This window comes from Mesorhizobium sp. 2RAF21, from assembly GCF_052115345.1.
In the GTDB taxonomy this organism is placed as follows: Bacteria; Pseudomonadota; Alphaproteobacteria; order Rhizobiales; family Rhizobiaceae; genus Mesorhizobium; species Mesorhizobium terrae.
The window spans coordinates 239,584-257,545 of record NZ_JBFRGM010000002.1 but is presented as its reverse complement, the minus strand read 5'-3'; the positions used below and the strand labels follow the sequence as shown (position 1 = coordinate 257,545).

Genomic DNA, 17,962 nt, shown 5'->3' with positions numbered 1-17,962 from the left:
CAAAGCGGCTCGCGGCTGAGAAATTCATGTTGTGCGTCGGTGGGCGATCGGCGTCTCAGGGATGGCGCGTGACAAAACCTCTGATAAGATTGCGGTCGATTGGAGGATTTGTAACATGCCCTCGGCGCAAGATTCACAAAAGGCGAAGCTCAGAAGCATGCTCGATGCGCGCAGCATGATGCATGCGCATGAACTGCGTGAGGCTGGCATCAGCGCGCAAACGATAGCGCGCGCCGTCGAGAGCGGGGAAGTCGAGCGTATCTCGCGCGGAGTTTATCAGAAGCGTGGTGCGGAAGTCGAAGAGAACCAGATCCTCGCTGAAGCCATCATGCGCGTCCCCAAAGGCGTGATTGCACTGGTGTCGGCGCTCGCCTTCCATGAACTGACCGACCAGATGCCACGGCGCGTTTGGGTGGCGATCGGGACGAGCGATTGGGCGCCCGTGCAGTCCTATCCGCCGCTGCGTATGGTCCGCTTCACGGCGCCTTATCTGCGACAGGGCATCGAGCATCATGCTATCGCCGGACTCGATGTCCCGGTCTATTCGATCCCGAAGACCCTTGCCGACCTGTTCCGAAACCCCAAACTGGTCGATCGATCAGTCGCTGTAGAGGGCCTGCGCGCTGCTCTTCAGCAACGCAAGGCAACTCCGAGCGCAATCGCCCAGGCCGCGAAGGCCGGCGGCGCCTGGAAGGTGATGCAACCCTATATCGAGGCGCTCACCTCCAATGGCTAAAGCACCGACGAATATGGCGAAGTCGGTCAAGGACCGGCTGCTGAATATCGCCCGCAAGGAAGGCCGCGTATTCGATATCCTGCTGGTGCGGTTCGCACTCGAACGGCTGCTCTACCGCCTGTCGATCTCGGCGCATCAGGACCGTTTTGTCCTAAAAGGCGGCATGCTGGTCACGGTCTGGGTGACGGACGACAACCGGGTGACGCGGGATGCGGACTTTCTCGGGCTCGGGGACGCCGATCCGGGCCGCCTGATCGCCGACTTCGGGGAGATCATGGCGGCTAAGAGCGACGATGGACTCGTCTTCGACGTCGATGCGCTCGCTGCGACCGTCATTCGAGAGGAGATGGAATACGGCGGCATTCGCCTCAAGACCGCTGCCTATCTCGAAAGAACGCGCATCCCCGTCACAATCGACATCGGCGTCGGGGACGCCATGGCCGATGCGACGCAGCGGCTCGACTATCCGGCCTTGCTGGATTTTCCCGCTCCGCAGGTTCGTTCCTATCCGCCCGCCACAGTGATTGCCGAGAAATTCCAGGCGATGGTGGCGCTTGGCGTCCTAAACGGACGCATGAAGGATTATTACGACCTATGGGCGATACCGCGCGCGATCGACATTTCCGCTGATGATCTAGACGCGGCCATTCGCGCGACGTTCGAACGCCGTCGAACGCCGATCCCGACAGAGCGTCCACCAGGACTCTCGGTCGACATGTTTGGCGACGAAGGGAAGCAACGGCAATGGCGTGCTTACGCCGCGTCGCTCGAACTCGACGCTGTTTCGCTGGAATCGATCATCGAAGGGGTTTGGGAGTTGGTCGGCCCGTCATGCGCGCGGATCGTAGCAAGAAACGGGAATGAGGCATGACTGACGGCGTCGCCATCATTGACGTCTGGGACGTCGAAACCTTCGACCGCGAGTTGCGCGGCGACCTCGACGCCCACGCCGATGTCATCCGCAACTACATGCTCACCTCGCGCCGCCAATGGCTGGAGCGTGAGACCTCCGATCACACCATGCCCCATCCCGAAAATCCTTACGCGGGCGAGTTCATTTGGGTGAAGGAGCATATCATGCGGCTGATGGAAGTTCGCACGATCCGCGCCTGGCACTATACCCGCTTGACCGACGCAGAAGTCGACATTCTCCGGCAAGGCGGCATTTATCCATCCAGCCTCGACACCATCCGATCACGCTTCGCGGCGCAAGTCGCTGCTGGCGCCTTCAGCCAAGAGGTCGCAGATCGCTTGTTCGCCGACAGCCCGTACCAAAGCGATCAACTCGACGCCCGCTCCAACAAGTTCTGGATGGTCTCGCATCCCGTCAACGTCGAAGACAGCGGCGTTGAATTGCTCCTCGAGAGCTGGGGCGGCGAGTCGGCCTATTTCTGGCAGCGAGACGCGGTACTTCAGGACATGCTGAAGCAGATCGGTCGGCCGCGCGTTCTGGAGATTGCCATGCCGCTCGTCCATTCCCGCCATGGTTATTCGGCGGCTGAGGCAGTGGTTGCCACCTTTGGCCGGTTGCTCGGCTGCCGGCCGGACAAACATGCGTTCGACCTCTACACACATCAGCCGCTCGGTCCCGAGCATGTCCTCGCCGTTCATAGCGAAGGCGAGCCCAGCTTCGGCGTCTTGGCTCGGGGCTACCCGGTCGGCTTCGTCGACGTGAACCTCGGTCGGTGGGACAAGGAATGAGCAGAGCGGACACTGCATCCGACGCGGTAGCCTTCCTGCGTGGGATAGCTGGAGAACTCGCCGAGATTCACCGCGGCAGCGACTATTCACTCTGGCGCGACGAGGCGAAGCATCGTGTCGATCAATATCTCTCCCGCGCAGAGCCGTTCTCCGATTTCGCGACGTGTTGGGTGTTCAGTGGCGACGGCGGCGGCTCTCTCGTCGGAGGCCGCTTCGGTGAATGGGCGATTGACCGGCTCGTCGAAAAAATAGCGCCGGAAGATATCGTTGCACTCTTCACGAACGAAGTGTCGCGGAATGCCGCAGTCTACGAGGAAGTTTCGCCGGTGCTTGGCATCGAAATCAACGAGCCCTGTGAATTGGGCGATGGTGTTCGCCTTGTGCCGCCGGCGGCCGACATCTTCAGCGCGTTCGACTACCCCTGGCGATATTCGTGGCCGAGCATGCCCACCGGAACCGGCTTCCTCGTCCAGTCCTACAAGGTAACGCCAGCCTTCGAACAACACCCGTCTGAAGCAAATGGGCCAGCCGGGACCAGCATAACACAGCCCGCCTCATCGGCGCGTGATGCAATCCGCCGTCGTTTTCGGCTCGCCTGTTTGCTTGGCTCCAGTGGCGGGGTCGAGTTGCCGATGTCGGTAATTCTGTCGGATCGCCGCGCTTTGCTGTCGGCTGATGGCACGATGTCAGGCCGCCCGTTTGCGGCTCACCCGCTCGTGGCTTTCCCAGCGGATTTGGCGACGATCAAGACCGCCTTCGGGCAGCTAGCGGCATTAACCGAGGGAGACAGCCTTCCCCGTGCAATCGACCGGCTCGGGCGCTCGCGGCTGGCAATTCATCCTGTCGATCGCGCTCTCGATTTGGGCATGGCGGCGGAAATCGTGCTGATGCACGATCTCGGAACGTCGAATACCGAAATCACCTATAAGATTGGCAGTCGCGCCGCCTGGCTCTTGGGTGAGGGTGCCGTCGAGCGGACCAAGATCTTCGATGAGATGAAGCATCTATACAAGGCTCGGTCAGACGCGGTCCACTCGGGTGTGCTTCCGCCAAAGTCCAAGGTCGATCTCGATCTCGCCGATCAGCTTGTTGTCCGTGTCATGCAGGCCATCCTTCAGCGTGGCAGTTTTCCGGATTGGACGAGCCTGACACTGGGGGCGAAGGCTGACGCGATCTTGTACGATCGACAGCAGTAAGACATCGGCTGCTCTAGTGGCCCAGGAATGACTCAATAGGAATCGGCGATGCGCTCTCTTACGGACTTCCTTGCTGGCCTGCCTGGCATCATGCCCATTAAGACGAGAAGGCTCGTCCTTGAAGGAGGGGTTCTGTCGAAAGCTGAGCGCGCCGACATCTACACACGCGAAAGGAATTGGCTCGATCTTGTTCTTGAGGTTGGTCCTGATGCGGCGGCGGCGATCCTCTCAGCCTACCAGAAGGGACGCCTTCCGATGAAGAGAGGCTGTACGCCAACGAATGCACCGGAAGCAGAGGCTTATCTTGCCGAAGGGGACAAACTTAGGGAGCAACTCGCGGAGAGAAGGAGGAGGGAGCAAGCGATCAAAAAGCCCATCGCTCATTCTAGAGCGCGATCTCACGGATCATCGCCTGATCGACAGCGTGTTTATTGCTAACATTGGCACCGGATCAGGTTCGATGGTATTAGCGGGCATCACGGTGCCCAAGCAAGTCATCGGCTACCAAAGCAATAGCGGGAAGAGCACCGGTTGGCGCGTTCGGTTTGACTGGACAGGATCGGATGGTCAGCCCCAGCACTCCGAGACGGTCCCGCCGGAGGCCGACAATCGACGCAACGACCCTGATCGAAACTGGGGCTTGCATGAATGATGGCGTGACCAAGTGCCAATGGAGCAGGCCAGCTCTTTTGGTTTGCGATGGATGGATCGCTCCAGCGGGGCGTGATAGATTGAACTGACGGTACTTTTTGCGATCGAGTCGATTGTGCGACCGAACACCGTCAGAGCGAAAATCAGCCGATTGGCACCGATAGTTGCTGAAACCTCAAAAATTTTTTTGTGACAATTTTCTCTTTAAAATCAATAGCGTGATTTTTTGACGGCTTTTATGTCGGAATTGGAAGCATATCGAGAAATATTTGACAATGATTTCAGTGCCTTATAGGATATCTAAATAATCGAATGGGAATGACGGGCATAACAGCGGCAACAGCGTAGGTTCGGCGGCGATTTGCGCTGCTGCGCCGCTGTCATTTCGTCTGTTCCTCACTCTCGTTGAGCGGCTTGGCTTCCCTCTTGAAACTCGCTCCTTCGATTTGTGGGCCCGCCGAGCGAAGCAAAGCGGCTTCTTGTACCGGAGCCAGCTTTGTTGGAGCTTCTCCTGCTGGAAGACGTCAAAACTTCCAGTTGAAGTTCGCACGGACGATTATTTTGAGTTCAGATCGCCATCTCGCGGCCGACGGCCTGGATTTTTTCCCAGACGCGTCCAGACTCGGGAACCTCGATGTTGAAAACCGTCTTGAACGTATCGGCGAGATGATCCGCGCTCGTGATGGACTGTTCGCTGACGCTGTCTGCCGTCACGCTGCGCAGGCAATCGTTCTTCAGGGCGACATAGCCATCCGCAGTATGCAGAATGAGCGCCAGCGCGTTTGTGAACGGCGAGCCGGGATCTTGCGTCAGCCAGCCAAGCGTCGCGGCCATGGCGGCCTCGTCGCTGTAATCGGGCCGGAAATCGAAGCTGTGCGCCATGCCGCGCGCATGGTTCTTGAAGCGCAGCCAGCCGTCGTTCGCCGGCGCGATCGAAAATTCGAAACCGCGTTGGCTGATCGGTCCAACGGCAAGCGGCACAGGTTCGACTATGGCGTCGCCCAGGCCGACGTCCGCAATATACGGCCGGTCGAGATCGACGCGCAGGGCCAGATGATTGCCGATGACGAGGTCGCCCATGATTTCGCGATCGACGCCGCTGCAAAGACGGGTGACAGTGAAACCGAGCGCGGCGAGTGCCGCGCCGAACAAACCGTTCATCTCGTAGCACCAGCCACCGCGCTTGCCCTCAACCATTTTGGCGAAGGCGGCAGCCGGTGCGATCGTGCACGGCCATCCCATGAAGGCATCCATTGCCTCCCAGGTGAAGGCCATCAGATGGGCGCGGTGAAGTCTCGACAGACTTTCGATGTCGAGAGACGCCGGCCGGTCAACCCCGATCTTGGCGAGATAGGTATCCAATTGGCTGGATGTCAGGATCATTCCATTTTCGCTTGGAGAGACGTACGTCATCCTTCGGGTTCCTTTGATCGAACCGTTTTCGAGATTCCGATGCCGTTTTTCGGGGCTCCGTCGGGCGAATTGACAACAGCTCCCCGTTCGCCAGTGCGGAAGGCAACGGCGTCGGTAGGGAAAACGGGTTTTGAGTTAGTCCGGTCGGTGTTCCTGCTTGCAAATGCTGAGGCCGATCACGCGGCCGACAGGGCTCCTTGTGAATATCTCAAGACGAAGTCCTCGATTTCCGCGACAAGCCGTGCAGGCCCCGGGCCTTCCTCGGCGATAGCGCGCCTAAGGGCCGACGCCCGCTCGGAAAAGCTCGATTCTGAAAGGATGCGCCGCACGGCCTCGCCAAGCATTTGCGGGGATGCCGAAGGATCGAGGCGCAGGCCCACACCGTGATAGTCCACACGCGCGGCATTGTCGTTCTGATCACGTCCCATCGGGAGAACAACGAGGGGAACGCCGTGGCTCAGTGATCGCAAGACCGTGCCGTGCCCGCCGTGAGTAACGACGACGCTGGCTTTGGTCAGGATTTCGTCATGCGCTGCATTGGGAAGAATAGTAGCGTTCGCCGACGATTGAAGACGAAGCCCCTCGAGGGCCTTGCCGAGGGTGACGACCACGTCGACCGGCTCTCCGGCCAAACCGGATATCGCCCGCTGGAGTACGTCCGCCTGCCCCTGATTGGTGGTGCTGAACGAAACGAGCACGAGGGGCCGCATCTCGCGCGCAGGCAGGCTCGTCCAGCGTTCGTGGGCCCAGCTCGGCATCTCCAGCAGCGGCCCCACATAGCGTACATGGTCCGGCAGGTGTTCGGTGGGAAAATCGAAGCTTCTGCTGGTAGCAAGAAGATGGCGACCAGCGCTCAAGGGCTGTTCGCGGACATGGAACAGCGGCGCAAGCCCGAAATGAGCACGCGTCGCGTTGAGGCAAGGCAGGAAGCCGTCCCATTGCCGCTCGGCCGTCGCTGAAACCTCGGCATCGCGTGTTCTGTCCGCAACCGACCGGGCAGGCTGAAAGCCTGGACCGAACGGCGGATGTCCCGGAAGAGGCCAGAGCGAGATGTTGCTCGCGAGCAGAGCCGTCGGAACTTTCGCGATTTCACCCGCGAGCATGCTGCCGAACAGCATATCCGCGCCGAGAAGGATATCGGCCGGCTCTGTTGCCAATGCTTCGAGAATATCCTCGGCGTGGAATTGCGCCGGTCCGACGAATACCCTTTCGCATGCTCTTTGGAAGCCGGCCAACGGATCGGAGGTTTCCCAATCACGCACATAACAGCTTTCGGGTGAGCGATCAGAACGGTTCGGCGCGCGCTTCCATGGCAGGAACCGGGCGCCTGCGTCGATCACCTCCGCTCGCATCGTGTCGTCGGCAATCAGACGGACGTTGTGCCCCCGGCCGGCGAGCGCGCGTACAGCTCCGAGTGTCGGCGGCACGTTGCCGCCGCCTTCCCAGCAGACCGCCAAGATGCGCAGGTTGGACCTCGCATCTGTCGCGTTCATCATTGCCTTGGTCCTTTCTCGAAAGAGACCGGATCAGTTTGTCTTGTCCTCACGCAGCAGACGCTCAATCGCCTGCGTCATGAGGCGGTGTGTCTCTGCGGCCGAATGTCCTTGCGCCCGGCGCAGCAGATGCCAGACCCAAACATCGGTCTGGACCAGCAACTGCGCGAGCCTATCTCCGCGAGCCTGGGCGTCGAGTTTATCGAGCCAGGCCTTGAACATGTCCTCGATCCATTCGCGATGACCCCTGCGTCCACGATCGAGGACGGCAGCGAATTCGGGAATGCGCACTTCCTGGCTCAGCGTTCGCACGATGATGTCGCCGGTGCGCTCGTAATCGTCCATCAGGAGTGTGACGATATCCGCCACGCCTTGGGCCGGAGTGCTCCAGCGTTGGTCTTGGATCGAGACGTCCATCTGTGCCGCCATGGCGCTGAGCACGCCGGTCTTGCTGCCGAAACGCCGTATCACGGTTTGGCGAGTGGTGCCGGCCGTTGCGGCGATGTCGTCGAGAGTGATCTCGTCGAACCAGCGCTCTGCGAGGAGCGCGGTCAAGGCCTCGACAATCTGCTGCTCGGTATCCTGGACCGCTTCGGCGCGCGCTGATTGACGATAGGCTCGCGGAGACATCAAGTCGCCCCTTATTTGATGTTACGTTGTGTAACGCGAAATTAAGGAGACGTCAATACGGGTTGGCCGCTCGCGGCGTTGCACTGTTAGGTAGTAGTCGGCGTGCTTGCTGGAAAGACCGCTCCTGCAACGTTGCGTGGCCCGTTGATGGCATCGCGGGCGGGAGCATCGAGGCGGAAAGGGCTTGCTCGGTATTTGCAGGACAACGGGACGGACAGGTGTGGGGCTGTTCGGAACAAGCGGTGCGTGTGGGATCGTAGATTGCAATCTGACCGCGCTGATCAGCGACAAAGCCACATGCGTGGCGGTGATATTGGGCGCGAGATCGTCTCGGAATCGGTGTTTGCAGCTACCACTTAGGCTGCATTGGCCAGAGATCCAGACGGGTTAACCTCTTCGCTGGATGTGCGCCCTCAATGAGTGCCGACCATCGGGGTCGCCAATGGCTCACCCATCCAGCCAGGCTGCGAGGCCGTCCAGCGTCTGCAGCCCGTATTCCACCGCGCCGAAGCCGATGACCACCTGACGCCGTTCGCGGCTGGGGTGGAGCTGGCGCATGGTCAGCACCGTCTTGCCGTCGGCCTGTTCGTCGAAGGTCACCGTGACGCGGAACCGGTTGGGGTCGTCGGGGTCGGGCGTGCCATGATCCATCACGATCCGCTCGTTCGGCACGATTTCCAGAAAGCGCATGAGATTGGGGAAGCGCTGCTGCTTGCCCTCGAATGTGCCCACCATGTCGAAACGCCAGATCCCGCCTTCGCGGATATCGGCTTCGTGGCTCTCGATCTTGACGGCGGTCGGGCCAAACCATTGGGCGAGCGCCTCAGGCCTCATCCAGGCGGCAAACACTTTGCTGCGCGGGTGGTTCAGCAGCTTGACCAGTACGATCTCGCGATCGAGCGACCAGCTCTCGAACGGGCTTGCCACGTCTTTCATTCATCCCTCGTCCGTCGTGTCCAGGTAGACTTCCAGCCGCTCCAGCCGCATGGCCCAGTTCCGGCGCTCCGCTTCCATCCAGTTCGCCGCCTCGTCGAAGCGCGCCTTCACCAGCCGGCACCAGCGGCTGCGCCCGCGCTTCTCGCTGGCGATCAGCCCGCACTCCTCCAGCACCCTGAGATGCTGGGCGAAGGAGGGCAGCGCCATGTCGAACGGTTCGGCCAGAATGCTGACCGGCACCTCGCCCTCGGCCAGCCGCGACACCACCGCGCGGCGGGTCGGGTCGCTGAGCGCGTGAAAGGCAAGGTCGAGAGGGGTCGAATGGTAAGGCATGTGTATGCGTAAGATGGTCGGAGCCATCGGTCAACGACAAAAAGGTACTTGCCTTAGTGTTTGCGTTTCGACATAAAGGTACATACCTTAGTATCAAGCCCGCACCGGGCAAGTACACGCAAGGAGGCCCCCGTGGCAGTTCGTGTCGATCTCAACATCTCGCTCGACGGTTTCGCGACAACGACGGACCAGACGCCCGAGCAGCCGATGGGCGAGGACTGGATGCGCCTCGTCGGCGCCTATATCGCGACAAGGACTTTCCGCGAGCGCCTGTTCAAGGACACCAGCGGTCAAGGCACAACCGGCATCGACGACCAGTATGCCCGCGCGTATTTCGACAATATCGGTGCGGAGATCATGGGCGCCGGCATGTTCGGGCTGCACAATTTCCCCAACGATCCGACCTGGAAGGGCTGGTGGGGCGACGAGCCACCATTCCACTGCCCGGTCTTCGTGCTGACCCACAGAAAGCGGCCCTCGATCGAAATGGCTGGCGGCACGACATTCCATTTCATCGAGACCACGCCGGCCGAAGCGCTGCGGCAGGCCGTCGCCGTCGCGGGCGGCAAGGATGTGCGGGTCGGCGGCGGCGCCAGCACCGTCCGCGATTTCCTCAAGGCGGGGCTCGTCGACCGCCTCCATGTCGCCATCGTCCCGATCCTGCTCGGACGCGGCATCCGCCTCTGGGACAACCTGCGTGGGCTGGAATCCGGCTACACGGTGGCGTCGGAAACAGCGGAGAGCGGTGTCATCCACCTGACATTCCGACGTTAACCCTAGCACATGAACAGCGCGATCATGGACTGCCCGGAGGGACCCGATGTCGGCTATTTCGAATAGTCGGCACAGGTGCCGGCAATCTGGTTCCGGCCCCTATAGGAGACTCGCTTGATAGCTGGCGGCCGTCAGCGAAACATGTGCCTCCAACGGTAGCCGCAGTTCCAATACTCGCGGCTCCCTTGCGAAATTCCATAATCGCACTAATCGCGAATCGCTGCGTCGGTCCTCGGCAACCGCCAGTTCACTGTGCGTGACGTGAAACGGTGCGCGCTCCCATCCATTGGTCGTCTTCACCTCGACCAGCCGATCGCTGCCATCCGTATCGAAGTTCAGAATGTCATAGCAGGCGCCATTACCATCGACATGCGACACCCAGTGGATGCGCTCGGCGAGATCGGTCTGGCCGGCGGTGGGCAGACTGGCACGCTCGTGGGTGAGGTTGCGCTCCTCGCTGGCGCGACCCAGCGCGCGATAGCAGTCATCTGCTCGATCTCGTCGCGCGGTGGTGGGGCCCATCGACGTCAAGGAGACCCTGTTCGGCATATATGAGGCGCGCAGCCATTCGGGCACCAATGGCACCAGGCACAATCCGGCCACCGAGGCGAGCAATGCGCTGGACAGGGGTGCGGCGAGATCATGTCGACTTTGATCGAGTGCGGAGGAACTATGAAGGGTTACGATCTGAACCTGATCCAGGACATCGGGCGCAGCGTCAGCATTCCATTGATCGCTAATCGTGGGGCAGGCAAGCTGACCGATTTCGGCTCCGCCGTTGTCCATGTGCTGATGCCGTAGACGCGGGAGCGATGTTCATGTTCCATGACCAACATCGTGCCGTTTTGATCACCCATTCGTCATAAGCGGACCTCAAAGTGGTAATCTGATGCGAACACGTCGGTGACTCTATGCTTGAAGGACGGCGCGCGCTATCAGGACAGCTGCTGCAACTTTCGAGCTGGATCGCGTTCGCTACGAGCCCGGGACCGTGAAAGATCGTCAAAAAGGGGCGGCGCTGGGGAACGGGCACTGTGAATTCTATGCCATATCGGACCTGCACGCGCTGCATCATGGACACGACCGATCCCGACATCGTTTTCGATGTCGATGGAGTGTGCAGCCACCGCCATCGTTACAACCGGGTAGCCGGACAGCGCCTCGCGCCGCTTGAAGGGCGGAGCAGGAAGTTCGCGTCGCTGGTGACCGAGATCAAGGCCGTCGGCGAAGGGAAGCCCTTTGATTGTGTGATCGGCGTCAGTGGTGGCATCGACACCACCCATGTCGCCCATATCGTCAATAAACTCGGCCTGCGCCCCTTTGCGATCCATCTCGACAATGGGTGGAATTTCGAACTCACGGTGGCTAATATCCAGAAGACGCTGGAGAAGCTGAGCATAGATTTGCGCACCCACGTCATCGACTGGATTGAATTTCGTGATCTTCAGCTATCTTGCCTCAAAGCCGCCACGCCCGATGGGGAAATTCCGACCGACCTTGCGATTTTCGCGTTGCTCTATACGCAGGCGGCCAAGCACGGCTTGCGGCATGACATCACGGACACGAACTCGGTGACCGAGGCAATCCTGCTGGAGAAATGGGGCTACGGCTATTTTGGCTGGATTTACATCAGGAATGTGTACAAGCGCTTCGGCTGTTTGGGCTCCAAGAGCTATCCGCATTTCTCACCGATCGGTCTAACTTACTGCATTTTAGACCGAAAGATAAAGATCCCATCCATTTTGAACCTCATAGACTGCAATAAGAAGGCAACGATGGATATACTCCGGAATGGACCGACCCGAGTCTATTATAGAATCAAGAACTACTATCCGATCTATACACGATTCTATCAGTCACTCTATTTGCAAAATAAGTTCAAACTCGACAAGCGCAAGGAATATTACTCTAATCTCGTGCTTTGGGGGCAGATGACGGATGACGAGGCGCTGAGCGCGATGCAGGGGGCGGCCCATCCGAAAAACCTCATCGAGGAAGACTACGACTATGTGACCAAGAAGCCGGGACTGAAACCCGAGGAGATGGAAGGTATCATTGCCTCCCCTAACAAGACCTTCGGGGGTTACAAGACCAACCATAGTCTATCCGAGCCGGCCAGGCGGCTGGCGAACACGATTCGTCCTCGGATCGGCTAACTGCGTGCGCTATCGTCCTGAAATCGACGGCCTGCGCGCTATTTCTGTATTGGGAGTCGTGGCATTTCACTTTGAACTCGCCACCGCTGGAAAAATCTGGTTGCGTGGAGGATATCTCGGCGTCGACGTCTTCTTCGTCATATCTGGCTATCTGATCACGCGGATATTGCTCAAGGACCTCAGCCTCGGCGCCCTGCCGGACTTCTATTTCCGGCGCGTCCGCCGCTTGCTTCCAGCGCTCTATCTGGTCTGTGCCAGTTCACTGGCACTCGGCCTCTATGTCCTGCCGCCCGAAGCTCTCATCAAGCTTGCCCGATCCGCGATTGCCGGTATCGCCTTCGTCTCAAACATCTACTTCTACCTCACCACGGATTATTGGTCGGAAGCCGCGTCGCTCACGCCGCTGATCCATCTCTGGTCGCTGTCGGTCGAGGAGCAGTTCTATCTCTTCTATCCTGCCTTGCTGCTCCTTCTGGCCGGGCGGCCAAAATGGTTCGCACTTGCCGTCCCCGTCCTGATGATAGCGTCACTGGCCGCGGCTTTGAGGTTGCCAGCGGCCAGCCCCGAGGTGTTTTACCTGTCGGTCTTTCGCGCCTGGGAACTGCTGGCTGGTGCGCTGGTCGGCCTCTGGCACGAGCGGCGGCGGGACGGCCTCGATCTGCCGAGATGGACTGATATTCTGCCCCCGATCGGACTCGTCCTGATCGGCCTGGCATTTATTCTCGGCGGCAACTATACGGCCAACCTGGCCAGTGTTCTGGGTGCCATGCTCGTCCTCGGCACGGCCCGGCAGCAGGCTTGGCCTACGCGAGTGCTGGCATGGCCACCGGCGGTTTTTCTCGGGCTCATTTCGTATCCGCTATATCTCTGGCACCAGCCCGTCCTGGCTTTCGCCGGTAGTTATTTCCTCTCCGATCTTGATCTCGCATCGCGTCTGTCCCTCGTCGTGCTGTGCATAATTCTCGCCGCCGCGACATGGTTTTTTGTCGAACGCCCCATCCGCCAGGGCATGTCGCTTGGGCAGACGTGGCGTCTATCGCTGCCGGTCAGCGTGGCGCTGATCGTGACGTCGCTGTGCCTAATGGCACTGCATGGCGTGCCGCAACGGTATAATTCGGAACAGTTGAAACTCCTGGCGGCCTCCGCACAACGTGGCACGACCGTGCTCGAAGGACAGAATTGCAAGACGAGCACCGTATCCAAACCCTGCCGCATCGGCGATCCCGCGGCGCCGATCACCTGGGCCTTGCTGGGTGACAGTCATGCCGAGACCTTGTCCGACTCAGTGTCGGAACTGTTGGCACGCAACGGTTTGGCCGGAGAAGTGCTGACCTATCCAGGGTGCCCGTTCATCGTCGGAATAGAGCCAGTGTACACCAATGAAGCATGTGCCAGCTTCGCCAAAGACGTCATGGAAACCCTCCTGAAAGATCACATTGAGACCGTGATTATACAGGATCGGACAACTGCCTATATCCAAGGGACGAGATTCGACAACGGCGAAGGAGGTGTCGAGCCCGGCAAGCCTTTCCCAGTGCGTCCGGTGGGCCAGAAAGACCTAGGTGAACCGACACGCATCGCAGAGGTCGAGGCGTTGTTCACAGGCACCATCACCGGCCTTCTCGATCGTGGAATACGGGTAATATACATCGCACCGGTTCCCGAAGTTGGCTGGCATGTGCCGCGTGTCGCGGCGCGCTTGGCCGCCCGTGGTTCCATACCCATAACCACAAGTCGCACACGATACTTCGAGCGCCATCGGGGACTGTTCAAGGCATTGGATACGCTTTCGGGGCGCCCGGGACTGACAGTTGTCTATCCGGACCAGACGTTTTGCGACCCCAAGAACAACCGTTGCCGCACCGCATCAGACGGCGAATTGTTATACACCGATACGGACCACCTAAGCCGCAAGGGTGGCCGATTTCTGGTCGAGGCGATGGGCAGGCAACTGACATCGCTGGGACTGTTGAGCAAGTAGGAAGCCAATTGAACGTCTTGGGCTACGTGTGCTGTGATTGTCGTGGTATCGGGTGTCAGTCGCCACCCTTGGTCAATTATAGAGTTCGTTGAAAACCGTGCGCCATCAAGTGGTCAAATCCGTCGCCTTGTTCTCGGGAACAAACATCCTTGCGGCGGCTATTCCCCTGCTGCTGCTACCGATCCTGACGCGCGTATTGACGGCCGCCGACTACGGCCTGGTGGCCATGTATGCCCTCGTTATCACCGCTTTCGGTGCCCTGACGGGCCTGTCGGCTCATGGTGCGGTCGGGATGCGATATTTCGACCGTACGGAGATCGACTATCCTCGATATATCGGGAATGCGATGATCTTGCTGTTCGTGACGAGTACATGTGTGTTCGCCATCGTCCTGTTGGCGGCGGGTCCACTTGAAGAGCTCACTCAATTACCCCGCAAATGGCTGTTGATCGGTGTAGGAGTTTCCGCCCTCCAATTCGTCCTACTTATTCGCTTGTCGGTGTATCAGTCGGCGAAACAAGCGGGCTCCTTCGCCACCTTTCGTATTTCCCAAGCCCTGGTTGATGCCGGATTGTCGATCGTTCTGGTGCTCGGTTTGGCCTTGGCGTGGGAAGGCAGACTGATTGGCCAGTCGGCCGCCATTGTGCTGTTGGGAATCGTGGCTAGCGTTTCCCTCGCGGTCGGCGGCTGGGTCAAACTTGAACCGGATCGGAAATACATTGCCGGGCTGCTCAAGTTTGGCGTGCCACTGGTACCCCATGTCGTCGGCGGTATGCTGCTGACGTCAGTGGATCGTATTTTCATCGCCAATGTGATCGGTATATCCCAGACAGGCGTCTATTTGGTCGCGGTGCAGATCAGTCTGGGAATTTACCTGATTGCCGATGCCTGCAATCGCGCCATTTCGCCCTGGCTCATCGAAACCCTCAAGATGGCTGATCCCGCCAAGGACATCCGTATCACCCGCTACACATTGCTCTATTTCCTGTTTCTGATGTGCTCGGCGATAGCGGTCGGCATCGGTTCCATCTGGGCATTGCCGCTTGTGGTTGGTCCGGCGTTTGGTGGGGCCGCCAAATTGATCTGGATAACCGCGATCGCCCAAGCCTTTGCCGGCATGTACCTGATTGTCGCCAATGTCATTTTCTATCAAGAAAAGACAGCATTCCTATCGGTCATAACGATCAGTTGCGGAATATTGGGCGCTGTCCTGTCTTATCTGTTCCTGCACATATTTGGCCTGGTCGGTGCTGCCGTGGCGCAGTTGATCGCGCAGGCGACGATGTTTACTGGAGCCCTTCTCTTCGCGCAGCATCTGCGGCCCTTGCCCTGGTTCGCTGCCCTGTTTCCCACAAGGGTCAGGACGACCGACTAAATGTCAGCCAATCCAACAGAGATGCAGGTCGCCGCCTCCATAAGGGCATTCGAAAAGCGAACGCAGGCCTTTGAAAAGCGCGTTCACGGTATCCCGCTCTGGCAACTGGTTCGGTTCGAGGTTTCGATGCGATTGCAGGCCCTCAATCTAGAGCGGGCGGGCATCGGACGTCAGCGCCTCGTTGCGGGGATATTGAAGGGCTTGTGGCAGTTCCTATGGCTACCGAAGGCCGAGTATGTCGGGAAGACATTTGATTCCGCCTTCCGCAGGCAGGGGAAAAACGGTTTCGAAGACGTCTACTTTGAAGAGCTAAGATCCGCTGTTTCGCGCTTTTCGACGATGTCGTCCTGCGATGCGCCCGGTTACGAGGCCAATGTCGACAACGCAGCGACACCTCCGGCTTTTGACGATACCAGCGTCATCGCCCTGAGCGCCATACTCGGGCGCATCCTGCCCAGAGTTCGCAGCCACGCCGCTTTCGACCAGCTGTCCGAAGCGATCCGGAACGAGCTCGGGCTGGAACACTACTCCCCGCACGTGCTCTCGCGGCTGTACAATGTCTTCGTTTGGCGGGTCACGCTCTACCGCATCGTTCTGGCAAGGTTTGGTGCACGCGCGGTAATGTGTCCAGATAACGGACAGTTCGCTTTGATCCGCGCTGCCGAGCTCAGGGGAATTTCCTTCGTCGAAATGCAGCATGGGGTTTTCAGTGGAGCTCATCCGAACGCTCTGCCCTCCGACCTATCCCCGGAGGAAGTCAGGGGACTGCTATTGCCGTCGAAACTCGCAGTCTATGGCGCCTTTGCGGCGGAGCAGCTGAAGGACACCTGGCTCGCGGTCAACGGGCGTATCGAACTGGTTGGGGCGCCATTGCTTTCGGGCTTTCGCGCGCTCGCAGTGAACAAATTCCCTAACAAAGTTCCGCGTATCGCACTGACTACTCAGGGGATCGGGCGTCAGGCACTGCGAGATTTCATCGCCCAATTTCTGCGCGAATGCCCAGCCGACTTCGAGTTGATCGTAAGATTGCACCCCGCTTACGATGCCGACACGATGTTCTATGAGAGCGCCTTTTGCGCGGATAACCGAGTCCATATCCAGTCCGGAACATCGTCGGTCAGCACCCATAGCCTGATCGCCAGCGCGGATTTCCATGTTAGCATTTCTTCGGCCTGTCACTTCGATGCGCTTGGCCTAGGAACGCCGACAGGGATATTGCAGCTTGAGACCTACGAATCAGTGGTTGAAGTGTCGAAGGCGGAGGGCGCCATGTTGATCGAGACGCCATCCGACCTTGCGCGAATCGTCGCTCGGCGCGAGTTTGGGGTAGTGCCGCAAACCACGTCGCGCTATTTCTTCGAACCGGATTTTGGCGGTCAATTTTCCAGACTTCTGAAAAATCTCCCCGTTCCGAGTTCTGCGAGATCTGGGGAAGCGCCAAGCTGATCGACCACTAGGTGGGACTGGCTTAGTCGTCAGCCGGTGCCTCCTGAACACCCATCGAACACTGACAATGGATTGCACACCTTGAGAACAGCTCTGATTGGACTTGGACGTATGGGCGTGCGACACGCGTCGGTTCTCAGGGAGGTCGAACTGCCTCTGGGAGCGATCAGCGATATCAATCGCGAGACTTGCAACAAGGTCGGCCAGGAATACGGCGTCGAGGAAAAACATCGCTACTTGTCGGCCATCGACATGCTGAAGCAGGTGCGGCCTGAACTGGTCGTCATCGCCACGACGGCCCCTAGTCACCATGACCTCGTCGTCACTGCCGCGGCCAATGGCGCGCGCAAAATTCTATGCGAGAAGCCGATGGCGACCAGTCTCGCCGAATGCGAGAACATGATCAGCGTCTGCAAGGCAGCCGGTGTCGATCTGGCGATCAATCACCAGATGCGCTTCATGGAACAATATACGATCCCCATGCGGATGGCGGCCTCCCCTGAGCTTGGCGGACTGGGTAGCGTTGTTGTGAGCGCCGGAAATTTTGGCGTCGCCATGAACGGGACCCACTATTTCGAGATGTTCCGTCTGATGACGGACGAAAATCCGGCGTTTGTGAATGCGTGGTTTGGCGATGTCGACGTGCCCAACCCCCGCGGAGCGCAGTTCAAGGATGCCTCGGGCTCCGTTCGCCTGCAGACCCCGTCCGGCAAAAGGTTCTTCATGGACTGTTCAGGAGACCAAGGCCTCGGACTGCACGTGACCTATAATTGCCGTTATGGGCGGATCAGCGTCGATGAACTTGATGGCAGTCTCGAATACGTGGCCCGAGAGGCTGAATATCGCGATCTCCCCACCACACGCTACGGCATGCCGAGCACCAAGGTGGTGCAGTCCATCACTCCGGCGGATGCAGTGGCTCCTACGCTAGCTGTTGTCAAAGCGCTGTTAGCCGGTGTGAATTACCCCACTGGCGAGAACGGTTTGCAGACAATGCGGACACTCATCGCCGCCCATCTGTCCAATAGCCGCAATGGGGCAACGATTGATCTTGAGAAAGACACGTTGCCGCGTGATCTAATTCTGCCATTGGCATGAATAGCATTACGTAACCGTCTCAATTTTGTGATATCTGACCGCC

General features: G+C 59.2%; 18 protein-coding genes. 12 read left to right on the top strand and 6 right to left on the bottom strand.

The window, feature by feature from the left end:
• The first annotated feature begins 115 nt into the window (after positions 1 to 115).
• Genes AB4136_RS04080 through AB4136_RS04060 form a run of 5 tightly spaced genes read left to right on the top strand, consistent with a single transcriptional unit; the run spans position 116 to position 4,071 of the window.
• Positions 116 to 736 carry a type IV toxin-antitoxin system AbiEi family antitoxin domain-containing protein gene (locus AB4136_RS04080; protein ID WP_065997439.1) on the top strand — a complete coding sequence of 207 codons (621 nt, stop codon included), beginning with the start codon at positions 116 to 118 and terminating at the stop codon, positions 734 to 736.
• On the top strand, positions 729 to 1,607 hold the full coding sequence (locus AB4136_RS04075) for a nucleotidyl transferase AbiEii/AbiGii toxin family protein (protein WP_065997438.1): 879 nt from the start codon (positions 729 to 731) through the stop codon (positions 1,605 to 1,607). The genes AB4136_RS04080 and AB4136_RS04075 overlap by 8 nt, the downstream gene beginning before the upstream one ends.
• Positions 1,604 to 2,437, top strand: coding sequence for a hypothetical protein (locus AB4136_RS04070; RefSeq protein ID WP_065997437.1), 834 nt, complete (start codon positions 1,604 to 1,606; stop codon positions 2,435 to 2,437). Before AB4136_RS04075 ends, AB4136_RS04070 begins: the two co-directional genes overlap by 4 nt.
• Entirely contained in the window at positions 2,434 to 3,633 is a 1,200-nt protein-coding gene (locus AB4136_RS04065) for a HEPN domain-containing protein (RefSeq protein WP_065997435.1), read from the top strand. Before AB4136_RS04070 ends, AB4136_RS04065 begins: the two co-directional genes overlap by 4 nt.
• A 48-nt stretch (positions 3,634 to 3,681) precedes the next feature.
• The gene (locus AB4136_RS04060) at positions 3,682 to 4,071 is read left to right on the top strand and encodes a hypothetical protein (protein ID WP_287499012.1); all 390 of its coding nucleotides are present in this window, start codon (positions 3,682 to 3,684) and stop codon (positions 4,069 to 4,071) included.
• Positions 4,072 to 4,851: 780 nt separating this feature from the next.
• On the opposite strand, the gene AB4136_RS04055 is transcribed toward AB4136_RS04060, so the two are convergent.
• The 5 genes from AB4136_RS04055 to AB4136_RS04035 form a co-directional block, all read right to left on the bottom strand.
• Positions 4,852 to 5,667, bottom strand: a complete 816-nt coding sequence (locus AB4136_RS04055) for an arylamine N-acetyltransferase family protein (protein ID WP_244431153.1) — start codon at positions 5,665 to 5,667, stop codon at positions 4,852 to 4,854.
• A 206-nt stretch (positions 5,668 to 5,873) separates the two neighbouring features.
• Entirely contained in the window at positions 5,874 to 7,193 is a 1,320-nt protein-coding gene (locus AB4136_RS04050) for a nucleotide disphospho-sugar-binding domain-containing protein (protein ID WP_137901097.1), read from the bottom strand.
• A 30-nt stretch (positions 7,194 to 7,223) separates the two neighbouring features.
• Positions 7,224 to 7,745, bottom strand: coding sequence for a TetR/AcrR family transcriptional regulator (locus AB4136_RS04045; protein WP_441930318.1), 522 nt, complete (start codon positions 7,743 to 7,745; stop codon positions 7,224 to 7,226).
• 522 nt (positions 7,746 to 8,267) lie between these two features.
• A complete protein-coding gene (locus AB4136_RS04040; RefSeq protein ID WP_024925046.1) occupies positions 8,268 to 8,756 on the bottom strand; it encodes an SRPBCC family protein in 489 nt (162 codons plus the stop codon).
• Positions 8,757 to 9,089: an ArsR/SmtB family transcription factor gene (locus AB4136_RS04035; protein ID WP_024925045.1), complete on the bottom strand. Its 333-nt coding sequence runs from the start codon at positions 9,087 to 9,089 to the stop codon at positions 8,757 to 8,759. It abuts the gene before it with no gap.
• A gap of 132 nt (positions 9,090 to 9,221) precedes the next feature.
• Between AB4136_RS04035 and AB4136_RS04030 the strand changes: the two genes are divergently transcribed.
• Positions 9,222 to 9,863 carry a dihydrofolate reductase family protein gene (locus tag AB4136_RS04030; protein WP_024925044.1) on the top strand — a complete coding sequence of 214 codons (642 nt, stop codon included), beginning with the start codon at positions 9,222 to 9,224 and terminating at the stop codon, positions 9,861 to 9,863.
• A gap of 99 nt (positions 9,864 to 9,962) precedes the next feature.
• On the opposite strand, the gene AB4136_RS04025 is transcribed toward AB4136_RS04030, so the two are convergent.
• Positions 9,963 to 10,385, bottom strand: a complete 423-nt coding sequence (locus tag AB4136_RS04025) for a DUF3883 domain-containing protein (protein WP_024925043.1) — start codon at positions 10,383 to 10,385, stop codon at positions 9,963 to 9,965.
• Positions 10,386 to 10,505: 120 nt separating this feature from the next.
• Between AB4136_RS04025 and AB4136_RS04020 the strand changes: the two genes are divergently transcribed.
• From AB4136_RS04020 to AB4136_RS03995, 6 genes are all read left to right on the top strand, one after another.
• On the top strand, positions 10,506 to 10,664 hold the full coding sequence (locus AB4136_RS04020) for a HisA/HisF-related TIM barrel protein (protein WP_081766918.1): 159 nt from the start codon (positions 10,506 to 10,508) through the stop codon (positions 10,662 to 10,664).
• 272 nt (positions 10,665 to 10,936) lie between these two features.
• The gene (locus tag AB4136_RS04015; protein WP_137901095.1) at positions 10,937 to 12,019 is read left to right on the top strand and encodes an N-acetyl sugar amidotransferase; all 1,083 of its coding nucleotides are present in this window, start codon (positions 10,937 to 10,939) and stop codon (positions 12,017 to 12,019) included.
• Between the two features lie 4 nt (positions 12,020 to 12,023).
• Positions 12,024 to 14,000 (top strand): acyltransferase family protein, encoded by a 1,977-nt coding sequence (locus AB4136_RS04010; protein ID WP_171020978.1) that lies wholly within the window; start codon positions 12,024 to 12,026, stop codon positions 13,998 to 14,000.
• Between the two features lie 97 nt (positions 14,001 to 14,097).
• Complete coding sequence (locus tag AB4136_RS04005; protein WP_244431339.1) at positions 14,098 to 15,375, top strand: oligosaccharide flippase family protein; 1,278 nt, start codon at positions 14,098 to 14,100, stop codon at positions 15,373 to 15,375.
• A complete protein-coding gene (locus tag AB4136_RS04000) occupies positions 15,376 to 16,821 on the top strand; it encodes a hypothetical protein (protein WP_024927301.1) in 1,446 nt (481 codons plus the stop codon). It begins immediately after the preceding gene.
• A gap of 36 nt (positions 16,822 to 16,857) precedes the next feature.
• On the top strand, positions 16,858 to 17,919 hold the full coding sequence (locus AB4136_RS03995) for a Gfo/Idh/MocA family protein (protein WP_275040864.1): 1,062 nt from the start codon (positions 16,858 to 16,860) through the stop codon (positions 17,917 to 17,919).
• The last annotated feature ends 43 nt before the right edge of the window (positions 17,920 to 17,962 follow it).